General features: G+C 47.5%; 15 protein-coding genes and 2 pseudogenes. 6 read left to right on the forward strand and 11 right to left on the reverse strand.

The genetic code is table 11. The features are described 5' to 3' along the window. Nucleotides 1-721: 721 nt before the first annotated feature. From YC6258_RS30145 to YC6258_RS05865, 4 genes are all read right to left on the reverse strand, one after another. The gene (locus YC6258_RS30145; protein WP_169748933.1) at nucleotides 722-892 is read right to left on the reverse strand and encodes a hypothetical protein; all 171 of its coding nucleotides are present in this window, start codon (nucleotides 890-892) and stop codon (nucleotides 722-724) included. Continuing rightward, nucleotides 889-1,797, reverse strand: coding sequence for a hypothetical protein (locus YC6258_RS05855; protein WP_044616197.1), 909 nt, complete (start codon nucleotides 1,795-1,797; stop codon nucleotides 889-891). The genes YC6258_RS30145 and YC6258_RS05855 overlap by 4 nt, the downstream gene beginning before the upstream one ends. A gap of 123 nt (nucleotides 1,798-1,920) precedes the next feature. After that, nucleotides 1,921-2,271 (reverse strand): hypothetical protein, encoded by a 351-nt coding sequence (locus YC6258_RS05860; RefSeq protein ID WP_044616198.1) that lies wholly within the window; start codon nucleotides 2,269-2,271, stop codon nucleotides 1,921-1,923. 77 nt (nucleotides 2,272-2,348) lie between these two features. Then, nucleotides 2,349-2,876, reverse strand: a complete 528-nt coding sequence (locus YC6258_RS05865) for a hypothetical protein (RefSeq protein ID WP_044616199.1) — start codon at nucleotides 2,874-2,876, stop codon at nucleotides 2,349-2,351. A 433-nt stretch (nucleotides 2,877-3,309) separates the two neighbouring features. Here YC6258_RS05865 and YC6258_RS30870 point away from each other — a divergent pair. Continuing rightward, nucleotides 3,310-3,516, forward strand: a pseudogene (locus tag YC6258_RS30870) (phage integrase N-terminal SAM-like domain-containing protein); the annotation flags it as partial. A 27-nt stretch (nucleotides 3,517-3,543) separates the two neighbouring features. On the opposite strand, the pseudogene YC6258_RS30875 reads toward YC6258_RS30870, so the two are convergent. The 4 genes and pseudogenes from YC6258_RS30875 to YC6258_RS05885 form a co-directional block, all read right to left on the reverse strand. After that, nucleotides 3,544-3,768 (reverse strand): annotated as a pseudogene (locus YC6258_RS30875) (transposase); the annotation flags it as partial. Nucleotides 3,769-3,915: 147 nt separating this feature from the next. After that, the gene (locus YC6258_RS05875; RefSeq protein WP_245627011.1) at nucleotides 3,916-4,623 is read right to left on the reverse strand and encodes an ArsR/SmtB family transcription factor; all 708 of its coding nucleotides are present in this window, start codon (nucleotides 4,621-4,623) and stop codon (nucleotides 3,916-3,918) included. A 1-nt stretch (nucleotide 4,624) separates the two neighbouring features. Beyond that, the gene (locus tag YC6258_RS05880; protein ID WP_044616201.1) at nucleotides 4,625-5,008 is read right to left on the reverse strand and encodes an amino acid-binding protein; all 384 of its coding nucleotides are present in this window, start codon (nucleotides 5,006-5,008) and stop codon (nucleotides 4,625-4,627) included. 14 nt (nucleotides 5,009-5,022) lie between these two features. Beyond that, on the reverse strand, nucleotides 5,023-5,325 hold the full coding sequence (locus YC6258_RS05885; RefSeq protein WP_044616202.1) for an antibiotic biosynthesis monooxygenase family protein: 303 nt from the start codon (nucleotides 5,323-5,325) through the stop codon (nucleotides 5,023-5,025). A gap of 303 nt (nucleotides 5,326-5,628) precedes the next feature. Between YC6258_RS05885 and YC6258_RS05890 the strand changes: the two genes are divergently transcribed. Continuing rightward, a complete protein-coding gene (locus YC6258_RS05890) occupies nucleotides 5,629-6,297 on the forward strand; it encodes a hypothetical protein (protein WP_144407575.1) in 669 nt (222 codons plus the stop codon). Between the two features lie 108 nt (nucleotides 6,298-6,405). Here the strand turns inward: YC6258_RS05890 and YC6258_RS05895 are convergent, their stop codons facing one another. Further along, a complete protein-coding gene (locus YC6258_RS05895) occupies nucleotides 6,406-7,992 on the reverse strand; it encodes a methyl-accepting chemotaxis protein (RefSeq protein ID WP_082070574.1) in 1,587 nt (528 codons plus the stop codon). A 265-nt stretch (nucleotides 7,993-8,257) separates the two neighbouring features. Next, nucleotides 8,258-9,097, reverse strand: a complete 840-nt coding sequence (locus YC6258_RS05900; protein ID WP_044616205.1) for a helix-turn-helix transcriptional regulator — start codon at nucleotides 9,095-9,097, stop codon at nucleotides 8,258-8,260. Between the two features lie 235 nt (nucleotides 9,098-9,332). On the opposite strand from YC6258_RS05900, the gene YC6258_RS05905 reads away from it, so the two are divergent. Beyond that, nucleotides 9,333-10,412, forward strand: a complete 1,080-nt coding sequence (locus YC6258_RS05905; protein ID WP_044616206.1) for a quinone oxidoreductase family protein — start codon at nucleotides 9,333-9,335, stop codon at nucleotides 10,410-10,412. Nucleotides 10,413-10,474: 62 nt separating this feature from the next. Here YC6258_RS05905 and YC6258_RS05910 read toward each other — a convergent pair whose 3' ends face one another. Continuing rightward, a complete protein-coding gene (locus YC6258_RS05910; RefSeq protein ID WP_052830099.1) occupies nucleotides 10,475-11,281 on the reverse strand; it encodes a helix-turn-helix domain-containing protein in 807 nt (268 codons plus the stop codon). 70 nt (nucleotides 11,282-11,351) lie between these two features. On the opposite strand from YC6258_RS05910, the gene YC6258_RS05915 reads away from it, so the two are divergent. The 3 genes from YC6258_RS05915 (at nucleotide 11,352) to YC6258_RS27090 (ending at nucleotide 15,834) form a co-directional block, all read left to right on the forward strand. Further along, nucleotides 11,352-12,119, forward strand: a complete 768-nt coding sequence (locus YC6258_RS05915) for a class I SAM-dependent methyltransferase (RefSeq protein ID WP_044616207.1) — start codon at nucleotides 11,352-11,354, stop codon at nucleotides 12,117-12,119. Nucleotides 12,120-12,860: 741 nt separating this feature from the next. Further along, nucleotides 12,861-14,720 carry an OmpA family protein gene (locus YC6258_RS27085; RefSeq protein WP_052830100.1) on the forward strand — a complete coding sequence of 620 codons (1,860 nt, stop codon included), beginning with the start codon at nucleotides 12,861-12,863 and terminating at the stop codon, nucleotides 14,718-14,720. Between the two features lie 106 nt (nucleotides 14,721-14,826). Then, nucleotides 14,827-15,834, forward strand: coding sequence for a hypothetical protein (locus YC6258_RS27090; protein ID WP_052830101.1), 1,008 nt, complete (start codon nucleotides 14,827-14,829; stop codon nucleotides 15,832-15,834). The last annotated feature ends 18 nt before the right edge of the window (nucleotides 15,835-15,852 follow it).

The raw sequence follows: 15,852 nt of genomic DNA on the forward strand, positions 1-15,852 counted from the left end.
GTCCGCAGCTTTGTATTGTTAGAATTGTGCATGACCGGGAAACCACTGAACTTTGAATAACAATTGCCACCGGACAAACCCAATTCTTTGGTAACTTGTCACCCAGTTTAACGATTGGATGCCACCTGATTTTAACTTTGCACCGTAGCGGATTTGACTGTGCCACAGAACCATAATTTACTTGAATAAAGAACCAATTCTAACGCTCCGCTAACCGGCCGGAGCTGTGTTGATGATTTTGTGCTATTAAAGCACAAAATGAGCGACGCAGCGGAGGTCCAGGCTGCGCCAGCAGCCGATGGTTGAGCAGCTTGTTATAAGGCGACATTTTTACGCACGTAGCTCCACGCTGAAACGGAACAAACAAGACCTAACCCGCCATAAATACTAAGAAACGTAATAGACTGAAAACTAAACTCAGTGCCCGATAAACCAAACAAAGCTACCGGAGTAAAAAAGCCCAAAATAAAGCCTGTTAGAATATATACGACCAAGCTTACACAATTTGACCATAAATAAATTTGCCATAAGCGAATTAATGGATACGCCAACAATATGCAAATAACAAAAGCTACAGGGAAAGCAATGAGACCAAAAATAGTTGCTGCCCCGCCATACGAAGGCAAGCTAACGATTATTAGAAGCAAAGCCCCTACAAACGCTGATTGGATGCTAGATGCGATTACGTGCTTCCACATACTCAAGCCTTATAACGCCGCAATCAGCGGCTTGTCCGCTGGATTGCCTTGTTAGAAACGACGACTTTTGTGTCATCAGACTGATCTGGTTTTTTAATTAATTTTGCTAACATTTTAACCGCAATAGATCGAACATGATCGTTCTGCTCTTTTCTTTTAAATTCCCCAGGCTCACTCATAAGAATCTGTCTCATGCTGCTTTCCCTCCGCTTTCCCGAAAACGCTTAATTGAATTTAGGTATAGCTCAAGCTCAACTCTATCAGCAACTTCATCTAGTATTTTTTCACAAGCCCTGCACTCTTCCTCATCATAAGGTGTGCATAAATATTGCCCAAAAACGGCTATGGTAAATATATAAACATACTCAGTGCCGCTAACAGTTATTCTTACTGGCTTACAAAAAATTGATCCAACTTCAGACTTATTTGAACGATCTGAATTAATAAATACACCTTCTTTTACTCCCTTTCTTATGTCTGGGATAAAAATACTATCACCAGTATCAAAGGCATATTTTGCAGTTGAGCTACCATTCATCAGATCTTTTGGCTTTGTATGTTGCTTTTGTGTATCACATTTAATTTCGTACCACCACCTATTGCTATCAGGTTCTCCTTGTATAATAGTTATACCTATATTCTTTGCATCAATTCCGAACCCGCTAATAAGAAATGTTTTCAGCCCATCTAGAACGAATTCTAATTGATCTTTAGGTTGTGTTATTAATCTGAATACATCAGCCGTAGGCTTTATATGCTTTGCTTTATTATAAAATCGGTCTTTTTTCTTTTTAACAAGCCCATTAAAGAAAAGAATCATTGACTCAATTAGGATTTTATATTTTTTTGCGACCTGTCCCTTGGCAGTTTCAGCTATCCCTTTGATGAATAATACAATGACAGTGAATGCTGCTAGCGTAGTAAAAATAATTTCATGAATATCTTTCTTGTCTTTTACCCAAGACCAATCATCCCCCCAAATATCTAGCGTGCCATAGTAAAGGCCTACCAATGGTGGAATAACCAAGCTCAAAGCAGGATGCCCAAGAAAACCAACGACCCTGTTGTTCACGAAAATAGTGTAAAGTAACTTCTTCAATGTAAATATCCGTTTTGTGTGCTATCACACCTAGTTTCTAACGCCGCTCAGCACGCGCGACTACGGAATGAAGGCGAAGCCGCAATGGAGTAGACGTCGCCGTGACTGGCCTTGTTATGCGGTTTAGTTGAATACAATTATTTCACCTTGTTTGGGTGCGTAGCTTGCGGCCTCTGGCCCAATAAAATCGCCATCTTTCAATGAGACTGAGACAGCTGCACCGTTATCAAACTTCAGGTGTATTTCATCGTCGTTTGAAAAAGCATCAATTATCATCGAACCGATAAGTGCATCAAGGCTAGGCGCGCCCACAACTGTATGAGGATTCTCAATAACAAACCAACCCTTATCAAAGGCTAGAGATTGGCCTTTGATGTTCAAAACCTGACCACTATCGTCAGCATCCACATATGCGGCGTCACTCTCGGTGACACTCTCCAATACTGCGCCTATGATTTCTGTGAATTTATACATTTCTGATTAGCTTTTTGGCATAACGCCCAAAGCAGCGAGCGCCACTTTTTGGCGTCCGCTGCCTTTGCTTGTTAGCCTTACCCGTGATTCCAGGCACTTTCAATAAAGTTTTCAATATTTAAAACCGCTTTCCATGAATATTTATAATGCTCGCCGTATAAATGAACAATAGGATTTAATGAGCCTCCAAAATGAGGATCACTGTCAGAATAATCAAAGTTAACTTTAGTTGCATGGATTATTTTGTTGCAGCTCTCACGATACGTAAGATCGACTTCTATTGTTTCTTCTTCACTTAATGACTTTATGAGAACGCCTACATTTTTTGGTGAATTTTCCTCAGCCATTGCCAAAGATCTTTTATCCATTATGTCTAAATTATTTCTAGAACACGCAGCGATTGATATGAGAAGATTTTTTGCTTCAAATTCCTGAAATCGTTTTCTGAGATTAGGCTTGCACTCATAGCTTGAAGAGTATTCTCCAAACTTTGGACTCGCATAAAAAATGCAGGCTAGCTTATATAGCCAATGATCAAGTATATGGCCTTCTTCGGAAACATTATCATCTTGATCATAATGTATATTTTTAGAATCTAGTTCCAAACTACCACCTAGTATGGCTAACAGTTATTCTACATCCGCTGACAAAATATCCAGAAGACGCTTTTTCCTGAGCAGCTAAACTCACTCAGTCTCATCAAACCCCATCAACATAGGCACACAGCCCATTTCTGTCAATTTCGCTCGCCGGATATTCGGTCCGGAGACGCAGTATCCGGAAAAATCGGTCGCCTGCTGGCCACTGAATTCATGGCTTTATAGAATATCCATGATACTTAACCAACCAGACAAGTATCGTATTTTCAGCTCATTATTCCGGATACTATGTCTTCAGACTGAATATCCAGCGAATATCTGGATACTGAGTCTTGAAAACATAATTATTTTTGATGTTTGCCACAAAAAATAAGTGTTATTTTATACATACTGTTTATGTATACAGTTTTTGTAAATAATTCTGACATGGATGTGTAAAATGCAAACAATCGATACCCGAAAAACTATTAACCCCAAATCCTCCCGTTTCTTTGATCAATTCAAGCTATTCATTCGCCGCAAGGGCCTTTCCTATTCGACTGAGACCTACTGCATGTGGGTTCGACGATTCATCCGCTTCAGTCAATACCAGTCCATGGCGGAAATTAACATGGTGCAGGTTGAGCCATTTCTCAGCCATCTGGCAAACGAACGCTACTGGGGAAGATTCGAACCTGCCGGTATTGCGCGTGATCACCGCGCCTATCTTGAACAGTTTGTGCCGAATCGTATCGGCCTGTGCCTGGGCCAGTTCAGTATTCTGCAATGCCAATGCCCGGAGTCGTTCCATCAACGTGTAGGCAAACCCTGTTAGCAACAACCGAAACTGATTCGGCCACCACTCATGACAGGATGTCCGTGTCGAAAATAAAAGCTTCTGCTCTTTGATACGATTTTGTTCAGCATATCCCTGTGCTTCACCTTTCAGGCTCGTCACGACTGCTCTGACCCATACCGATGAGGTCATCCACCTGATGACGATCACACCCGCCCAGAATCTTTGGCACGCAGAATCCAACTACGTTCTTTCAACAACGCTGACACTTTATATTTCAACGTGGAAGTATTTTTTAAGAGCCTTTCGTCCTTTGAGAGTCACAATTACTTCCCGGTAGCCCGGAGTTCTGTTAATCCAGCCTTCGTTCTCAAAAAACTGAAACAAGAGTGCCCCGGTGTGTCCGCCAAGGTGAAACTTGCGTTCGCTCCAGTCCAAACAGGCATAGCATTCTTTTCGTTTTGTTTTTTTATCTAGGCTGATGCCCAGTTGTAAAAGTTTTTCTGTGCCGTGTTTTGTCAGATGATTGCCATCCGCTGTGATCCAGCGATGTTGCACCAGAGCTGTATACAGGCTGACAGCAATTTCACCCGCGAGATGGTCATAACAGGTTCTTGCTTTTAACAGCTCTGCTGGCACTTTCAAGTTTGGCGGTTTGATGGAATAGGACGTGATGCCCATCATTTGTTCAAGCAGTGCGGCAATATGATGACTATATAAGCGAAAATACCGATGGCGACCTTGTGACAAACAGGTGACGAGGTTGGCTTTAAGCAGACGGGACAGGTGTGCACTGGCGGTCGAGGCCGCTATCTCCGCCATGGCGCTTAACTCAGTAGCAGTCCATGCGCGTCCATCCATTAATGCACACAGAATTTTCATCCGCGATGTATCGGACATCGCAGCCGCAAGGGCTGCCATGGCCGATTCCTGAGCAAAGTCAGTTGGTGTCTCGGGATAAGTGTTGTTCTTATTCACGTTAGGCGGTCCAATCCGTCGTTGCTTGCTCTGCCAATGTATCGTTGTCGGTTATCAGGATCAATCGATTATGGTGATCACTGTATTGGGTAATGATATTTACGCTCTTGTCCGCCAGGGCTCTGGCAATTGCACCTAACTCGCCAGGCTTTTCCTGTCTTAACCGGCGTATAAGTGGGGTGGTGACTGCTACGACCTCGAAGCCATTGTTGATGAGAATATCTCTGGCCCGTTCGCCATTTTCGACTAAAAAGTGAGCATGGCTTTGATGGTTAACGGTGAACACACCGCCGCCTTCGAGGCCAATGTCATTCTCTCCCAGCAGTTTTCCAAAGCGGGCAAGTTCTCCGGGAATATTGTTTAAAATAATGTGAATGTTTTGCATGGTTTGATCTTCCGTTATTGAGAGTGGTGTTCCCGGGTTGAGGTGAGCACGTTGATTTTATAGGTTAAGAAAATGGAGCGTTTGCCTTCTTCTTGCGACAGCTTATGCAGAGAATTCTGCTTCCATTGTTCAATTGACTGTTCGTTCTGCCACCAGGACAGAGATATGATCTTGTCCGGGTTGGTGGTACTTTGAAATCTTTCAATGGATACAAAACCATCAATCTTATCGAGCAGCGGTGTTAATTGTTCCGCCAGTTGCAGGTATCTCTGTTGTTGGTCTGGTTGTAATCGGGCTTCGAACAGAACGGCTATCATATTGCTCTCCGGCTAAGATGGGTGAATGCCGACACTATATTCAGCAGAGCTGGTTGATGTTTCGTTAATGAACGAAATATGGTCGGAAGCGATTCAGAGCAGTATTTCTGATCTTGCTGAGATGATTGTTAAAGTGTTTTATTTGGAAGGTAATATCCCGTCAATATAAAAATGATGGCGAATCGTTTTTATATTCTGTTTAATGCATCGCCATGATTGCCACAGATTGATCATAACCCAAGGGCTGTGCGACGAACGTCAATCACTCATCATGCCAGCCTCTCTTTTAAGGATACTTTCCATATGAGAATACAGACTCTAGCGATAGTGCTGGTCTCTTTTGGTGTTCTGACAGGCTGTGCGACGACTGAAGCGCCAAAGACCAAACCGGCCCCGGTTTCATTACAGTCGGTCATACTACAAGCATCCAAATGTTTAACGGTACCCGAAGACCAATGTGTGTCGGTGGCGGTTGATGCGCAGCATCTGGATGAAGCTTTTACTGCAATGGTCAGCAAACAATTTGAACGGGTGTTTAAAAATCAGGCAGAAGGGAAAGATGGTTTTGCGGCCATGAAGTTGATGTTCCCTAAAGATGATTGGGTCTTTTTAAACCGTTCTGACTACCCATTGCCTGCTAAGGTTATGGTTGGGCAGGAGGCGTTTCGTCAGGTCAGTCTCGCTGAGATCAAAGCAAAGGGCATTACCTCTTTTCTTGAAATTACCGGCGTAGAACAATATGCCAGTTCCTATGTGTTTACCTGGGCGCGTGGTATGGAGGCTCGTTTTGGTACCGCAGTTTCAGAGAAAACGGCGGCTGGATATGATGTTCGGGAGATCTCTCAGTATCATTCCAGTTCAGGCGCACGTATGTATATGAGTAAGATTTTTGCCGGAGTTCACTGCCAGAACGAAACGCAATTGGCCTATTACATCAATTATTATAAAAGCGGAACCTGTCCGGCCAAATAATCTTCAGGGATGGGTTGCATATTCGATCTTTAGAGTTGTCCCCCCAGCCCAGAAGCTGGGGAGATGTTTTGGAAAAGTTGCTGGTGGAGTCAGTAGAAGTCACGCGACTCAGTTGGTTTTAAAATAGCTCATCCCGTCTTTTAACTCGTGTGCCAAATTATCCAGCCCGGAAACGGTTTTATTGCAGAGTGAAATGGCATGGGCCGTACTCTGTACCATTTCAGAGATTTTCTCAATGTGTTGTGCCAGTTCTTCGGAAGCCAGTTTTTGCTCGGATGTAGCGCCGGACACCTCTCGCACCATGGCCAGCGTTTCCCCGGAGCTGTTTTGAATTTCAGAGAGCATATTGTTCACTTCAGTCGAGCTTTCAACGCTCATTTGAACTTTCGGTAATAACGATTGCATGGCGGAGGCCACGGAATTGGTTTCACTTTGAATCACATTAATGGTTTCGGTAATTTCCGCCGTGGCTGTTGCGGTGCGCGAGGCCAAAGTACGGACTTCATCCGCAACCACAGCGAATCCCCGGCCCTGTTCTCCAGCTCGAGCTGCTTCAATTGCCGCGTTCAATGCCAATAAATTTGTTTGCTCAGCGATGTCGCTAATGACCTTCACCACGCTGCCAATTTCGTTTGAACGCTCTTGCAGGCTGTTAAAATCTTTGATCGAGTCATTAATTAAGCCTGAAATGTCATTGATGATCGTACTGGAGTTTTTAACCAGCTGTTCGCCTTTTCGGCAAAGTTCAGAAGACACTTCTGAATTTTTCTCAGTTCGTTTTGTATTTTCAGAAATACCATCAATACTCGTGGTGAACTCTTGAATGGCCGCTGCTGTTGATTGGGATGCATCGGAAGATTCCATCGAGGCAGAAGTGATCAACGAAAACTGATTGGATAAATCGGAACTGGCATTCTTCAATTGAAGGGTACCACGCGAAATGTTTTCCATAATACCTTTAAGAGAGGTTTGCATGCTCTCAATTGCACCGAGCAGACTGTCTTTATTGTATTGACCTCTTATTACCTGCGTTAAGTCGCCTTCTGCTATTTTTTGTGTAACTGACAAAGCGTAATTAAGCTCGCCACCTAATTTTTTTAACAAATTTTTGATCATCCACACACAGATAGAAACGACCAATAGCAGTGTAATCACAATCGTAACAATAAATCCGGTCGCGACACTCCAGAAAGTACTGTTCAAATCATCCATGTATGCGCCAATCCCTATGACCCAGTTCCACTCGGGTATTAATGTGGTTCCGTTAATCTTGTAGATTTTCGTATCTGTTCCTGGTTTCGCATTGGTTGCGACAACATAAGCAAACTCTTTAGATGCCAGTTCCTTCATATGTTCTGCATAGGAACTCTGAAAGGTGCCAATTTTTTCAGCATTTGGATGTACCCGAGCCATAGCATGATTATCATTTGCCCAAATATAACTGGCTCCTTCACGCATACCTGAAAGCACTTCTACAACGCGGGCTTCTGCCTCTTCTCTTGTTAAAACACCGGATTTTGCCTGGTCTACATATATTTTTGCCTGGTTACGGGCGAAGGTCAGAGTGGTTTTAATTTCATGCTTCGCCTGATCAATCAAGCTATTTCTTAAAGACATCAAGCCGTAACTACCTAAAAGACAAAATCCGAGTACGACAATCACGACGATTAGGCCGAGTTGATGAGACGCTTTCATTATACCTCCAATGCAGAAGGCTCGTTAAAAATGAGCCATCCTGGTCTGTTAAAATCACTATTCGAGAACATAGAGCTTGAGTGTAGACAAAGAATTTTTTTTCGCTAAGACAACCATGAAAAATACTTAAAGTCGGTCATTATCCGGCCAAGAGCGATTTATCGGGGAGCCATCATACCACCCGGTCTTTTTGGGCCTGTCTACGCTCATTTCATCGGCCTGCTGAGAGTCAGTTTCACTCAAATCCAGGCGCGAGGAGTGCATCTTATTCCGTAATGGATTCCTCTGTATCAAGATCGCCAGCGTTATTGATTGCCATTAAAATCACTAACGATAAGTCTTCAAAACCATCAGGGCGTAGTGAATGGTATTGATAGTCCATATGCCCTTTTTCAGGATGGATCAAATGCTTTGTTCCCGATGAGCGAAAATGGATGTCGTGTTGTTTCCAGGCCTGCGTGAATTCCGGACTCGTTTTCAGCAATTTTGTCAGGCGTGCTGATGCTGCTGAAGCATTCGGGGTGCGATCAAAAACGCGTCGGAATTGGGCGAGAACCCGTGCAGATTCTTCGGCCCATTGGTTGCCAAAAACATCCCGGCTCCTGGGGTCGGCGAACAGATAGGTTAATACATTCCTGTCTTCTGCAGGAGTATCAGAAAAGCCAAACAGTGCCTCAGCTGAATCATTCCAGACCAGTACGTCATACATCGTGTTTTGCAGGTAGGTCGGATGGGACTGACAGCGTACCAGTTGTTCAAGATGAGAAGGAATCTGATTCAGATTTGATGGTGTCGTTATTGTCTGACAGTTCATGAGTGTTTTCAGATGGTGAGCATCTTCCTGAGTCAACTTCAATGCGCGAATCAGCCCTTCGGCGGTTTGGGAAGAAGCGCTGTCTGCTTTTCCCTGTTCCAGTCTGATGTACCAGTCGACACTGATGCCCGCCAGCTCTGCCACTTCTTCTCTGCGTAAACCCGGAGTTCGACGCCGCCTTTGCATTCCGGAAGTATTTGTCTCTGGCTGGAGTCTGTGGCGGCGGCTCTTTAGAAAATCTGCAAGGGCAGTGCGGCTGGGGCTGGTGAGCTCATCTGGTGGTTCTTTCATGGTACGTTGTTATCCCAGGATAAGATTGTCGCTGAATGAGTGCTGGTTTGGTTCGTATGATTGACCCGGCATGCAAGCAGATCGTCATTGCTCTGTTTGAATGGTTCCCTTAAACATCTGCAGCGTTTTGTTTTTAAGGGGCGCATCCAACAGCCGGCGGCGTGCCTTTTTGCACTGTGCTATTAATCTGGCATTTGTAACTGCCTGGCTCATATCGTTCGGACAGGAGATTAATATGAAAGCAGCAGTACTGAAAGCGTTTGGTCATCCTCTTGAGATTATGGAATGGCCGGATCCGCAACTGGGTACCGGAGAGGTACTGGTAGAGGTGAAGTATGCCCCGGTACTTCCTTATATGGAGGAAGTTATTTCCGGTAAAAGACAATATTTGCTGGAACCGCCGCTGGTTCCGGGGGCTGGAGCGGTGGGGAGGGTTTTGCAGGTCGGCCCCGACGCGACTGTTCTGTCTCCGGGGGATTGGGTACTTTGCGATGCGACCGTGCGTGCGCGGGATAATCCTCTGTTTCCGGATGTTGCCCTGCAGGGTTTGAGTGCGCGGGGAGAGGGTGGACTTATATTGCAGAAGTATTTCCGCGATGGTTCTTTCGCCGAAAAAATCCGGGTTCCAACGGAATGTGTGATACCGCTTGGAGCGGTTGATGCGTCATCGGCTCATTTCTGGTGTGCAATGGGAACGTTACTGGTACCGTTTGGCGGCTTGCTAGCCGGTAGCCTGCAACCCGGAGAAACGGTGCTGATCAGCGGAGCAACCGGAAATTTTGGCAGTTCTGCCGTCGCGGTGGCTCTTGCCATGGGGGCCGGAGCGGTGGTCACGCCGGGGCGGAATGTGGCAATGCTGGAAGCGCTGGTTGCCAGATTCGGACACAGAGTCAAACCGGTGCAGTTGACCGGGAACGCGATCATGGATCAGGAAAATATGATGGCAGTGGCGGGCCCTGTTGATCTGGTGCTGGATATCCTTCCGCCATCGGTACCGAGCGAGGTATCCAGGAATGCAGTGCTGACCACCCGGCCTTATGGAAGAGCTGTACTTATGGGAGGAGTAGGTATGCTTGGAGGACCAGGCCTGGAGTTACCCTATCCGTGGATAATGCGCAACAACATCACCCTGCGGGGGGCCTGGATGTATAGCGCTGATACACCAGGGAAGCTGGTCAGGTTGGTGAAGTCCGGTCAGCTCAATCTTCAGCAGTGGCGTGTTACAAAATTCCCTCTGAGTCAGATAGATGCTGCGCTTCACCATGCGGCCATTGAGAAAGAACCTTTCACTTTTACTGTCGTTGAGCCTTATTAACCCGACATAAATACTTGCCGGATTTTACCGGCACAATTGACTGACCTGAGCGATAAGCCGGATCAGGACCTGATGGCTGATATATATTCCAACGGCGATTTCTGCATTATCTTTTTGAACGCGGCAATAAACGCACTGGGTGAACTGTAGCCTAATTCGAGTGCAATGTAGGTGACTGATTTGCCGTGATTGAGTTGCTCCAGAGCATATAGCAGGCGCGCCTGCATCCGCCATTCACTGAAGGTCATATTCACTTCCTGCTGGAATAACCGGGCCAGGGTTCTGGGGGTGGTGTGAATCATGGCTGCCCAGTATTCCACGTTGTGCTGGCTGGCAGGATGTTCGAACAGCTGCCACAGGATTTTTGATAACGAAGGATGGTTGGACCACGGTAGTGCCAGAGGGGCGCGTTTGAGTCCGGATAGTTCATCGATGACAACGACCATCAGCCGGTAATCTTTACTATCAGAATCATAATCTGTGCCGATTTGTATGGCGCGCAGGATCAGTTCCTGTGCCAGCGGTGTGACGTTCAGTACACACTGATTTATTGGAAAATAATCGCACCAGTCGGGATCAATAAACAGGTTGGCGATACGTACTGCGCCCAGAAAGTACAATTCATGTTGATGCCCGGGAGGGCACCAGAAGGCCTGAGAGGATGGCAGCAGGTAAATTCCGGTCTCTGTCATCACCCGGGTAATGCCCTGACTGGAGTAGATGAATTGCCCTCGCGGGTGAGCGTGTGGTGCAGAGCACATGGCGTTTTCTGTTGCCTGCCAGTAGGGCAGGACCGGCCGTTGCGGATCAATGGTGTGGCCGGGAGCAACCGGGTCGATCTTTGTCAGAAAATCATTATGTATTGTCATAATGTCGAAAGTCGGTCAGGGAGCATTGGAGAATAATGGATCCTCTTGTTCAACTCAACGGGATCAAATCATGTCCGCACATAGCGATCATAATGATAATGTGGTGTCGCAATTTACCCGGCAGGCCATACCTTTCACGCAATTACCAGGGCACATGAATGCCGTGGAGCTGCTGGTCGAACTCGCGCAGGTGGATGCCGACAGTCAGGTGCTGGATGTGGCGTCCGGCCCGGGATTGGTGGCGGCAGCCTTTGCCGCTGTCGCCGGTCATGTGGAGTGTCTGGATCTGACACCGGCCATGCTGATGCAGGCGCGCAATTATGCGGCAGAGAAAAGGCTTTCCAACATGTCCTTCAAACAGGGGAATGCCATGCAGCTGCCTTACCAGGATGCCTGCTTTGATGTGGTGGTGACCCGTTACAGCTTTCATCATTTTCTGGAGCCTGAGCAGGTGTTGGCAGAAATGATCCGGGTCTGTAAACCCGGAGGTCGTGTGGTGGTGGCGGATGTGGCCATTGAGCCTTTGGTGTCAGAACGATTCAATGCAATTGAACGGTTGCGCGATTCATCGCATGTATGTGCTTTATCGTCAGCGAGACTGGATCAGTGTTTTTTGCAGGATGTATTTGTCCGTTGTACCAAATCCCGTTATACCGTTGATGTTGAGTTGGAACAGCAGCTGTCAGCATCCTTTCCCAAACCCGGCGATGATATAACCATCAGGACCTTGATCACTCAGGATATCGGTCTCAACCAAACCGGATTCAATCCGCGATGGGTCGATGGTGACGTGCATTATTCTTATCCCATTTCGGTGTACTCGGGCGTCAAAGCCTGAGTGCTGATGTCATCCACCTGGCCCTGTTCAGGTCGGGTGAAACGTATCTTCAGCTGGTGGTTATGGACGCAGAAAGGTAAAACGAAGATTTATGTCGATCCTGATTTTCTGGAGTCTGAGAACGGATTTAAAGTAGTTAGCGCAGCTTTATGATCAGACCCATGAAGCGCTAAACAATAGCATGATTACCGTTTTCGGATGTTTGCATCGCGCGTGAATGGCGTTTCTCTAATATGGCAGGAACGTTTTTGTCCAGGGCCGTATAACAGTAATTAATAAGATTTTCTAAATCAGGGTGACCTGATCAGTTATGGTGTCTACACTGGTATTGATGACAGTTGCAAAATAACACATTAGCGTAACTGCCAGTCACGCTCATAGCGTGAGTGACGATGAAATTCTAACGGAAAAGATTGCTGATAATTCTCCGCTGTATAGATGCAGTGCTGTCGTTGAATTACATGAATAATACCTGCCTGAGTATTTTTGGTTTTCAGTTGGGTGTATCAATTCAGCACAGCCGGTTTCACCGTATAGGGGGCTTCTGAAAAAATAGGAATAGTTTTGACGCAGGCGAGGAAGCACCGCTCGCAACACCGCAGTTTACTGGAGTAAATGAGGATGTGAGAGGGTGTCGCCTTCGGACGGGGCTGACAACGTCCTGCGCGAAAACAGGCCATTTTTCAGATTGTGCCCTAGAGCTGACAGGCCTGCTAATGCTCTAGAAAAAAGGAAGGCATCATGACCATAAAATCCATTGTTATACTGGCGTTATCGGGGTTGGCAAGTACGGCTCAGGCTGAGTTCCCAATATGGTTCTCCATCGATGGAGGCTATGCCCGACCGCTTACCAAGGATGACTATCAGAAACAGATTAATGATGCTGGCCTGGATGCATCGTTATCAGGAACGACCGATTGGCGCGGCAGTCTGCGTGTCGGGGTGGGGGTAGACCTCGATCAGTGGTTATCGGTTTCCCGCCCCTGGAGCATTGCCACTCAGGTGGAATATCTGACACTCGGGGAAGTGGATGTTGATTACTCGGGTAACTTTCTCGATGCCGGCAAATTTTACGATGAGCTTGAAGAGATTCACCCCGAAAGCATTAAAGATGGTATTGCTCTGAGTGTGCTGGGCAGGTGGCGCGGATTTGATGGACCGCTCGAACCCGTTGGCTTTGGGGCCCGTGCCGGTCTCACCGGTTGGCGTCAGCATTACACCTTGAGAGATAATGATGGTAACAAAGTCGGCAGTGACAAACGGTTTGGTGTCGCGCCAACGGCGGGGTTGGAAACCACCTATGAAATCAATCCGCACTGGACGGCGCGATTGGGCTGGAATGTTTACTGGATGGATCGCGAAAGTGCCCAGCTGGTATCGGTTGGTCTCGAATTCCGACCCATGGGGCTGACCAAACCCGGTCAGTGGGATCTGACACCGGCACAGATGGCCGATGAGTTTACCGTTGCCCAGGGTCCCAACGATGTTTCTCTGGATGTGCTGGCCAACGATGCCGACCAGGGACAATCCCTGAAGATTACCAACATTACCCCGGCGGCCAATGGTCATAGCATTATCAGCCCGGATCAGAAATCTGTCATCTATCGTCAGCGTAGCGGTACCTTCACCGAAGACAGCTTCAGCTACTGGTTCACTTCCGGCCGACACGAATATGGTCCGATCCCGGTCACTGTACATGTGGATATGCCGAAACCCATCGGCGAGGATGATTACTATCAGGTTGATCAGAACGAACAGCGGGTGTTGAAAGTACTCGCAAATGATCATGATCCTAACAAACTGCCTCTGACCATAACCCGGTTACAACTGGCCACAAACAGCACCAGTACCGCCACCACCGATGGCAAGACCATTCTTTATCAACAGGTCGGCAAAAAAGACAAAGATCTGCTGGTGTACTGGTTGAGCAATGGCAGCCATGAAGTGGGACCGGTGCGAGTGGAAATGGATGTACGCATTCCAACTCCCAAAGGCCTCAGTGATGCGTTTTCAGTGCCTCAGGGTCAAAACATGGTATTGGATGTATTGACCAACGATATCAACTATGGCGAAGCACCGTTGGTGATCAGTCGGATTGCGGCGGCCGATCGTGGTCAGCTGGAACTTAAGGATGGCATTCTGACTTATCAGCACGATGGCAGCATGAATGCGCGTGACCGCTTTCAATACTGGATGACGGATGGCCGCCAGGAAGTTGGACCCATCGATGTGCAGATCACGGTGACAGACCGTTCCATGAGTAACGCCCAGACGCTGTTTATCTATTTTGCTTCTAATAAGGCGGAGGTGGCTGGTGACTATTTGCCGGAACTGACCTTGTTTGCCGATCAGTTCAAGGCCGATCCGGAGCTGAAATTTGTGATATACGGCTATACCGATAATGTCGGCTCCGATGCTGTCAATACCGCGCTCAGTCGCAAACGTGCAGAGACGGTTAAAAATTATCTGGTTAACGTTCTGAATATGAACCCTAATCAGTTGAGTACGGTGGGGATGGGCAAGAAAGATCCTCTGGTCTCCAACGATACTGCCGAAGGCCGTGCCAAAAACCGTCGGGTGGAAATTCGCATGGCTCCCTGAACAAATGTTTTTAAGGCGCCTCTGGCTCATCACTGCATTGCCATTGGGATGATCTTGGGCGACACTCAGGCAGCCCCGGCTGAGGGGCTGATTTGGGTGTAGGGATATGAGTATTTATTGGCAGGATCTGGCGGATGATGACGGTCTCGGATTACAGGTTCAGGTTCAGACAGGCCCGTCGGTTAAGCCGGGGACGCATCTTCAATCCGGTGGTAACAGTCGCATCCGGCTGGTAACCGGCGACCGTATCCGCTTCTGGGCAACCCCTGTGCGGGATTATGGGGGTGTATGGGTGATCAAGCCGTTTGCTGACGGGTCGGTTTCCGAAATGCCGATACCACCCATTCGTTCACAGGACATTGAGGCGAGACGGCAGCTCTCAGGTCATGATCGAATCCGCTCGTGGATTCGTTTTTTCGTTGAGCAATTGAGCCACAGTCAAGGCGGGTTTTTATACCAGGGCCAGTGGTTATTTACCTATCAGAGCGGACAACGCAGTCATTCTAACTGGGTGTCCCGGTCAGAGCCTCAGTCTGGTCAACGCGGGCGACTGGCCGGGCTGTTGGTCTCCAACCTGCAACCAGCCAGTTCCACAGAGGCTGTCTGCTGGCTCGACTGGTGGTTCAGCGGTAGCGGCGATCTCGTCAATCTTAAACCACCGGAGACGGACTCCGGACGCTTGAAATGGTGGCGCAAAAAAGTTCGCGCAGGAGAATCGCCGCCAATACTGGTCTGGTATCTCAATTGCCTCGATGCCTTTGTGCTGGTTGACGGTCACTGCCGGTTGCAGGCCTGTGTGCTCGAAAATGTCCCACCGGATCTGATCGTAGCGCGCTCGGTGTTGGAAACGCCCATCAAACCTGACCCCCTGACACAGTCGCGCATTGTGGCCTCCCTGAGCCGGCAGAAAGATCGTCCCGGCCGTAAACCCATGTCTGTCGACGCCCTGAACGGCGTATTGATGTCGGCCTTTGATGACCGGCCGCTGATACAGACTGTCAGCCGCAGCTGGGCTACTCTGACGGAATCCTGCTGGGTGTCTGAAGTCAGTGATTTTCTGACTGTCAGCGGTCATATGGATGTCCTCACCCGGGTGATTAATCGTGAAGACTGAATGGTTCGTCGGACAACC

The sequence above is a fragment of the Gynuella sunshinyii YC6258 genome (genome assembly GCF_000940805.1).
Lineage (GTDB): Bacteria > Pseudomonadota > Gammaproteobacteria > Pseudomonadales > Natronospirillaceae > Gynuella > Gynuella sunshinyii.

Coding starts and splice junctions, on each gene's coding strand:
- YC6258_RS05880 (WP_044616201.1), bottom strand. CDS start 5,008: ATGCAAAACATTCACATTATTTTAAACAATATTCCCGGAGAACTTGCC.
- YC6258_RS05885 (WP_044616202.1), bottom strand. CDS start 5,325: ATGATAGCCGTTCTGTTCGAAGCCCGATTACAACCAGACCAACAACAG.
- YC6258_RS27085 (WP_052830100.1), top strand. CDS start 12,861: ATGACCATAAAATCCATTGTTATACTGGCGTTATCGGGGTTGGCAAGT.
- YC6258_RS05860 (WP_044616198.1), bottom strand. CDS start 2,271: ATGTATAAATTCACAGAAATCATAGGCGCAGTATTGGAGAGTGTCACC.
- YC6258_RS27090 (WP_052830101.1), top strand. CDS start 14,827: ATGAGTATTTATTGGCAGGATCTGGCGGATGATGACGGTCTCGGATTA.
- YC6258_RS05900 (WP_044616205.1), bottom strand. CDS start 9,097: ATGAAAGAACCACCAGATGAGCTCACCAGCCCCAGCCGCACTGCCCTT.
- YC6258_RS05905 (WP_044616206.1), top strand. CDS start 9,333: ATGAAAGCAGCAGTACTGAAAGCGTTTGGTCATCCTCTTGAGATTATG.
- YC6258_RS05915 (WP_044616207.1), top strand. CDS start 11,352: ATGTCCGCACATAGCGATCATAATGATAATGTGGTGTCGCAATTTACC.
- YC6258_RS05895 (WP_082070574.1), bottom strand. CDS start 7,992: ATGAAAGCGTCTCATCAACTCGGCCTAATCGTCGTGATTGTCGTACTC.
- YC6258_RS05890 (WP_144407575.1), top strand. CDS start 5,629: ATGAGAATACAGACTCTAGCGATAGTGCTGGTCTCTTTTGGTGTTCTG.
- YC6258_RS30145 (WP_169748933.1), bottom strand. CDS start 892: ATGAGACAGATTCTTATGAGTGAGCCTGGGGAATTTAAAAGAAAAGAG.
- YC6258_RS05910 (WP_052830099.1), bottom strand. CDS start 11,281: ATGACAATACATAATGATTTTCTGACAAAGATCGACCCGGTTGCTCCC.